Raw genomic sequence first — 7,634 nt, forward strand, 5'->3', positions numbered from 1 at the left:
ATAATAGCTCTAATAAATACTTAGCGCTGCCAAAAACGTAAATTACGTAATGACTCTATAAATGCCTCGCCCGATACGGTAGCTAAATCAATCCAGCCATCATCAGCTTTGTCATCGAGCCCTGCGGCTTTAAATAATGGCTTAGCCTTACTTGTAAAACCTATGTATTTCATATGTGCATACGCATCACTTACAAAGTCTTTAGCTTCTGCAATAGCTGCTAGTTTTTCGGCTCCCTCTTCAGTGGTGAGCACAAGTACCGCATCGTATAAAACCGATGGACCACCATTAATAACCTGATCAGCTTTAAAGTGCTTACCTTTACTGCATTTGGCACCGCCAACTTGTGGGGCAATAATTTCAAAGTTTGCGCCTTCACTTTTAAGTGCATTGGTAACCGATTCAAAAATTTCTGCATTAAAGCCATCACTTACTAAAATGCCTAATTTACGGCCTTTGAAGGTGTTGGGCGCATTTTTCAAAATACTTAATGCATCAGATACAGGTAAGTCTTTACGTGTTGGCATAGCAGCTTCAGCTGGATCTGGCATTTCTTGCAAGCCAAGTCCTTCGGCAACTTTATTTGCGAGAGTTTCGTCAATATTTAACAAGTGCGATACCAAACGCTCTCGTATTGGTAAATGCTCAACTTTAGAAAGCTCGAACACGTACGCAGATTGAATATGCGCCTGCTCTACCTCTGTTTGGCTTAAATAAAACTGACGAGCTTGACTGTAATGATCGCTGAATGTTTCTGAGCGATAACGCAGTTTATCACCGCCGCTTACTTCAGGCTCGCTTGAGCTTTTAAAGCCGTGTACTGGGCATTCGCGCGGGTTGTTTTCGTCGCCGCTCCATGAGTTTGGTTCGTAATTAACACGCCCTTTTGGATTATGCATTGCCATGTGGCCATCTTGCTGAAAATGACGCATTGGGCATTTAGGCGCATTGATCGGAATATGCGTAAAGTTAGGACCACCTAAACGCTTAGTTTGAGTATCTAAGTATGAAAAGTTACGACCTTGCAGTAGCGGGTCGGGTGTAAAATCGAGCCCTGGTACAATGTTTTGAGTACAAAATGCTACTTGCTCTGTTTCTGCAAAAAAGTTGTCTACAACACGGTCAAGCACCATACGGCCAACAATTTGCACTGGTACTTGCTCTTCAGGTATAAGCTTGGTGGCATCGAATACATCAAATTCAAATTCATCAGCAAATTGCTGATCAAACACCTGTACACCTAGCTCCCACTCAGGGAAGTCGCCGTTACCAATAGATTCCCACATATCTCTGCGATGAAAATCAGGGTCTGCGCCATTTAATTTAAGCGCCTCGTTCCACACAACTGATTGCATGCCGCCTTTTGGTTTCCAGTGAAACTTAACGTATTTTTCATCACCTTTGGCATTAATAAATTTAAAGGTATGAACGCCAAAACCTTCCATAAAGCGTAAAGAGCGCGGAATAGCTCTATCAGACATTGCCCACATAACCATGTGCATTGACTCAGGCGATAAGCTCACAAAATCCCAAAAGTTATCATGTGCTGTTTGCGCTTGCGGAAAACCACGATCTGGCTCGGCTTTAGCTGAATGAACTAAATCTGGAAACTTCATAGCATCTTGAATAAAGAATACCGGTATATTGTTACCCACTAAATCCCAGTTTCCTTCTTGAGTATAAAATTTCACCGCAAAACCACGTACATCACGTGCTAAATCTGGAGACCCTTTATTACCTGCAACTGTAGAGAAACGAGTAAATACTGGGGTTTTTTCACCTTTTCGCTGAAAAATATTTGCACAGGTTAAATCTTCAAGCGTGTCGTAAGTTTCAAAATATCCGTGTGCACCATAGCCTCTAGCGTGCACTACACGCTCAGGAATGCGTTCATGATCAAAGTGAAAGATCTTCTCGCGCATTATGTGATCTTCTAATAATCCTGGGCCACGCTTTCCTGCACGTAATGAGTTTTGATCGTCACTTACAGGGCAGCCCTGCGCGGTGGTCATGGTAGGGTGTTCATCCGACGCTTTTTGATGCAATTCGCCGCCATGCCCTTTATTACCTGAGTATTTAAATGATTCAGCCATGTTTAGTCCTTCATACAGTTTGATTTAATGGGTCAATAGTTTTTATGAGCTTTAAAGCTAAAAGCGACTATGCAAATGCAAAATAAAGACCAGCCATCCAACCTAGCAAAAAAGGGCTGTACAGATAACAATGTAGTATTTGAAGTGGTTTATAAAAGAAAAGGTTACACAGGTATGTAACTTTTTCAGACAAAAAAAGAGCACTTAAAAAGTGCTCTTAGGTTTAAATCGTTTTAAATTTAGTTAATCTTTGCTTTCGTTAACTAAAATAACTTTACGATGTGGGAAAGGTATTTCAATATTATTTTCATCTAGTGCTTTTTTAATTAACTCTGGCACAGTGTAAAGAATATCGAAGTAATGCTCGCCCTTACAAAAAGGTCTTACTAAAAAGTCTACTGAGCTGTTGTTAAGAGTTTCTACTTCAACAAAAGGAGCTGGATCTTTTAGTATGTGTGGGTGCGCTGCAAGTACGGCATCTATAACTTTACGTACAGCCGTTGTATCTTCACCGTAAGCAACACCAAAATGCATATCCACACCACGAATTGGATGATGTGAATGGTTTATAATTTGCGCGCCCCAAATTTGACTATTTGGGATAATAACCTGTTGGTTATCGAACGTTTGTAAAATAGTAGTAAACATATCTACTTCTGTTACTTTACCAAAACGCCCTGCAGCCTCAATAAAGTCATTCACTTTATAAGGTCTAAATATTAGCAATATAACGCCCGCGGCAAGGTTCGACATTGCACCTTGTAACGCCAAGCCTATAGCAAGTCCCGCAGCACCTAGCAAAGCAATAATAGAGGCTGTTTGTACACCAAAGCGATTTAATACAGCAATAATAACGAACGCTAATATGATGTAGCGAGCCATGCTGCCTAAAAAGCGTATCATCAAGATGAGTGTATTTATGGCATAAGCCAATAATTAAATTGCGTACTTTGCCTGCCAACCATAAGCCCGCAAGTAAAATTGCAATCGCCAGTAATATGTTGGTTGCCCACGTAATTGCAGCGGGTAAATATTGATTAATATCAATGTTGTTTATTATGTCTTCCATTGTTTTTCCTGTTTTAAAAACTTTTAACTGGCTTCAATCCATACTAAGCGCAATAGTTTAACAAAAAATTAACTAAAGTACGACTATAGGAGTAATTTAAAACATAAAGAAAGAGCGTTCCCCTCAAAACATGTCATCGCTCACGTAAATCTTTCAACACATAATTTTGCTTTGACCCTTGGTTTATAGCTTAAATAATTCAACTTTAACTAGTTCATAAATAAAGTTAATGCCCGATATAAATCTCAGTTAACTCTTTTAATTTTCTAATTATTGCTGGCACTCATCTATAAATTTACCGATAATCTCACCTAAGCGCGCATATATTGGCGAGACAACACAATTGGATGAAATTAAAACAAAGGATTATTATGAAAAAGTACTCAATTTTACTTACAGCGGCAGCACTTACTGTACTTGCTGGTTGTTCAACATCTGTTGCAGTAAGAGACTTTGAACAAAACCCTATTCCGCAAACATCAACAATTACCAACAGTGAAGCTGACGTAGAAAAAGGTATTCTAAAGGCATGTATTCAGCTTGGTTGGAAGTGTACGCCTATGAGTGAAGGTAAAATAAAAGGTGTACTGGATATTCGAACACACCAATTAACTGTCGATATTGCGTATGACAAAACGGCATACTCAATCAACTATAAAGACTCTATTAACTTAAACTACAACGGCAAAAAAATTCACCGTCAATATGTTAATTGGGTATCAAACCTAATACGCCATATAGATGCTGAAATGATTTAGCAGCGCGTTAACCTGCTTTAAACATTATAAAAATCACTAAATATGAATAATAAAAGTGGAGAAGTTACCTATAGCTTCTCCATTTTTTAGTTGAGATTTAAACAATAATAATCAATTCAAAAATATCAATAAATTTCAACCAGTTACAAGTCAAAAAAGCACCAAGCCTAACACTATTAGTAAAAGTACTCTCCCGTATTTTCACTCTTTAATGAATGAGTAATTTTTTACTTATCCCCCTTCGTAAAAACATATTTTATATCTTGCTATAACGCAGTTTCGCTCATATAGTCAGCAAATTATCACACCTTTATTTTGAACATCTTTGTTTATGAAATCTTCTGATCCTGCTAGTGATTTTGGTACCTTATTAGGTTATGCACCTGGTAATGTTGCTGTGTATTCATCTGATTATGATACGGCTGACGAAAGCATTTATCCTAATCGTAGCGCCTATCGTAGTTACCTTGATGGCATTTACATGGGCTATAAATGGCAATGCGTTGAATTTGCACGGCGATGGATGTATCTCAACCATGGTTATATTTTTGATGATATTGCTATGGCTTACGATATTTTTGAGCTGCGTTCTGTGCGCGATGTAAATAGTCAAAACAGACTGCCACTAAACGCGTTTAAAAACGGTGCTAAACATCATCCTCAGGTAGGTAGCTTACTTATTTGGGAAGAAGGCGGCGAGTTTGAAGAAACAGGTCATGTTGCTGTCGTTGTTGAAGTATATGAAGATAAAATACGCCTTGCTGAGCAAAATGTAGGACATCAAATATGGCCAACAAATCAAAGCTGGTGTCGTGAGCTAAAAGCAAAAGTAACTAAAGATGGCGACTATTGGATTGAGTGCTCTTACAGCGACGCCACTATTTTAGGCTGGATGACACAAACTGATGAAACAGAATATGCTGAGCCAACGTCTGAGCTAAACACTGATTTATTTATTATAGAAGCCCATAAAGCAGTAGATACAGGCCAAGCAAACAAATCATGGTTAAATATTGCGAATGACGATGAAGCTGCCTACGTAGAAATGATGCAAGGCCATAAACTTACATCAGTAGCTGAGGATCAACATAATTACTTTGCGATATCTCAAACGGCGCAGCAAAGCATTGAGCATGCAACAAATGAGCTGCATGGCTTATTTATGCATGCAACCGACTATGTACTGCAGCACCCTGAGTTATTAAAAAAGTTTAATTTACCCGATGTTGTGATTAATAAAATTCGCCAATCGTGGGATAACCGCTTAAACCAATTAATTACCAGTCGGTTTGACTTTGCTTTAACAGCAGCAGGTTTAAAAGTTTACGAATATAATTGCGATTCGGCATCGTGTTACATGGAAAGCGGCAAAGTTCAGGGTAAATGGGCAAAACACTTTGGTGTTAAAACAGGTGTAGATGCAGGCCAAAATTTATTTAAAGATCTCGTAAAAGCATGGCGTAAAAGTGAAGTAAAAGGTCTTGTTCATATTCTGCAAGATGATGAACCAGAAGAGCATTACCACGCATTATTTATGAAAGAAGCTATTGAAGCCGCTGGCTTTGAGTGTAAGTTAGTAATTGGCTTAAGCACACTTCGCTGGAATGAATCAGGCAACATAGTAGATGCAGATGGCGCACAACTGAGTTACGTGTGGAAAACCTGGTCGTGGGAAACCGCACTTGATCAAATTCGTGAAGAATGTGAAGCCGACCAATCATTAGGTGATAACTTTGAACCACAATTCAAAATTGGTGAAACGCCACGCTTAGTCGATGTACTGCTGCGTAAAAACGTGATGGTATTTGAACCGCTGTGGACATTAATTCCTAGTAACAAGGCTATTTTACCAATACTGTGGAGTTTATTCCCTAATCATAAATATTTACTTAATACCGCGTTTGAGCTTAACGACGAGTTATTACAAACCGGTTATGTAGTTAAACCAATAGTAGGACGTTGTGGTGCTAATATTCAACTTGTTGATAAACAGCAGCAAGTTATAGAAAAAACAATGGGGCACTTTGCCGAGCAAGACCAAATATACCAACAACTATTTGCACTGCCTAAAGTAGATGACTACTTTGTACAAATATGTAGTTTTACAGCCGCCGGAAAATACTCTGGTGGTGGCGTACGTGTTGATAAAAGCATGATCATAAACGGCCATAGCGATTGTATGGCACTGCGTATTAAATAAATAATACTAAGCCCGCAATTTTGCTGCGGGCTTAAGTTTGTGTAGACCCCCTTCCCTCTTTTAAGTTTTATAGCTATCTCAAGCGAGTTACTCCTGATAGAGTAAATTTATTAAACACCACAAACTAAGGTATTTCATGGCGAATCAATTTAATGTACTTGGCACACGTTTAAAACTATGTTGCGGTAATGGTGGCTACACACGTGAAGGATTTTGTTATGTACCAGAATCAGATCTTGGCAATCACAGTGTGTGTGCAATTATGACTGACGAGTTTTTACAATTTTCAAAATCACAAGGTAACGACTTAATAAGCCCAAACCCTCTTTACGATTTTGAAGGTTTAAAAGCCGGTGATAAATGGTGCTTGTGTGCGCTAAGATGGCTTCATGCTATTTCAGCAAACGTTGCGCCACCAGTGGTACTTGAAGCTACAAATAAAAAATCATTAGAAATAGTGCCGCTCGATGTTTTAAAAGCGCACGAATATATAGCCAAAGTTTAAATACACTTAAGCGTTATTAAATTAAAGTCTGCAGATTTTACAAATGTATGCAGGCTTTTCAAAAATCCAATCCCCCCTCCAGCCTCTGAAATCTTAAATAAAAACATAACCACATGTTTTTAAATCACTTTTAAAAACAATCAGCTTACGGCATAACAGTTGCTTCACTAAGTTTAAGTCATGCTCATAACGCAACATATTATATGAGCAACACATTACTTAAGTAGGAGAAATTATGAGTAACAATAACGAATCAAACAAAACAACTAAATTTACCGCGCCAGGTATGAGTGACGAATCAGCTCAAAAAACAATAGCTACGCTAGATAACCGCATGGTTGCATTGATAGATTTACAGCTTACTTTAAAGCATATTCACTGGAACGTAGTGGGACCTAACTTTATTGGCGTACACGAAATGATAGACCCACAAGTAGACATTGTGCGCGAAATGACAGATACAATTGCAGAGCGAATTGCGACTCTTGGTGGAGTGCCTGTTGGTACGCCTAAATCAATTGTAGATCGTCGTACATGGAACGAATACTCAGTAGGTAAAGGGTTAGTAACCGAGCATTTAGCCGCACTTGATAAAGTATACAACGGCGTTAATGGCGATCACCGCAAAGCAATTGAGACTCTTTCTGAATTAGATCCGGTGTCTGAAGATATGATCACCAGCCAACTAGCTGACCTAGAGCAATTTCAGTGGTTTATTAGAGCCCATTTAGAATCATCTACAGGCGAGTTAAAAAGCTAATATATTTAATCTAAGAAAGCCCAGCATTAATATGCTGGGCTTTTTTTTGCGTAAAAATCACTCTATTTATAATCATATATAGATATGTATCAGTAAGCTCTAATACAAAATTCATATAAAAACAATAGAAAATTGGTATTACCAAAACAAATAACCAAAATAAAATTTAATGATTTTATACTCCTTACTATTTCGCAAATTTATAAGCCATACCCAACCTTTAATGAACATCTCATTATTTTAACATCA

Annotated in this window: 5 protein-coding genes and 1 pseudogene; 4 read left to right on the forward strand and 2 right to left on the reverse strand. The window is 38.3% G+C overall.

Annotation, left to right across the window (positions count from 1 at the left end; all coding sequences use genetic code 11):
• Window positions 1-20 precede the first annotated feature (20 nt).
• Window positions 21-2,093, reverse strand: a complete 2,073-nt coding sequence (locus tag CXF89_RS04725; RefSeq protein ID WP_121953952.1) for a catalase — start codon at window positions 2,091-2,093, stop codon at window positions 21-23.
• A gap of 243 nt (window positions 2,094-2,336) precedes the next feature.
• A pseudogene (locus CXF89_RS04730) lies at window positions 2,337-3,162 on the reverse strand (mechanosensitive ion channel family protein).
• A gap of 371 nt (window positions 3,163-3,533) precedes the next feature.
• Between CXF89_RS04730 and CXF89_RS04735 the strand changes: the two are divergent.
• From CXF89_RS04735 to dps, 4 genes are all read left to right on the forward strand, one after another.
• Window positions 3,534-3,920, forward strand: coding sequence for a hypothetical protein (locus tag CXF89_RS04735; protein WP_007581468.1), 387 nt, complete (start codon window positions 3,534-3,536; stop codon window positions 3,918-3,920).
• Between the two features lie 331 nt (window positions 3,921-4,251).
• On the forward strand, window positions 4,252-6,120 hold the full coding sequence (gene gss / locus CXF89_RS04740; protein ID WP_121953953.1) for a bifunctional glutathionylspermidine amidase/synthase: 1,869 nt from the start codon (window positions 4,252-4,254) through the stop codon (window positions 6,118-6,120).
• Window positions 6,121-6,256: 136 nt separating this feature from the next.
• Window positions 6,257-6,625, forward strand: coding sequence for a DUF2237 family protein (locus CXF89_RS04745; RefSeq protein ID WP_121953954.1), 369 nt, complete (start codon window positions 6,257-6,259; stop codon window positions 6,623-6,625).
• 235 nt (window positions 6,626-6,860) lie between these two features.
• Complete coding sequence (dps, locus tag CXF89_RS04750) at window positions 6,861-7,385, forward strand: DNA starvation/stationary phase protection protein Dps (protein WP_010553097.1); 525 nt, start codon at window positions 6,861-6,863, stop codon at window positions 7,383-7,385.
• Window positions 7,386-7,634 lie beyond the last annotated feature (249 nt).

Source organism: Pseudoalteromonas sp. MelDa3 (assembly GCF_002863625.1).
GTDB lineage: Bacteria > Pseudomonadota > Gammaproteobacteria > Enterobacterales > Alteromonadaceae > Pseudoalteromonas > Pseudoalteromonas arctica.

Coding starts and splice junctions, on each gene's coding strand:
- CXF89_RS04725 (WP_121953952.1), bottom strand. CDS start 2,093: ATGGCTGAATCATTTAAATACTCAGGTAATAAAGGGCATGGCGGCGAA.
- CXF89_RS04735 (WP_007581468.1), top strand. CDS start 3,534: ATGAAAAAGTACTCAATTTTACTTACAGCGGCAGCACTTACTGTACTT.
- gss (WP_121953953.1), top strand. CDS start 4,252: ATGAAATCTTCTGATCCTGCTAGTGATTTTGGTACCTTATTAGGTTAT.
- CXF89_RS04745 (WP_121953954.1), top strand. CDS start 6,257: ATGGCGAATCAATTTAATGTACTTGGCACACGTTTAAAACTATGTTGC.
- dps (WP_010553097.1), top strand. CDS start 6,861: ATGAGTAACAATAACGAATCAAACAAAACAACTAAATTTACCGCGCCA.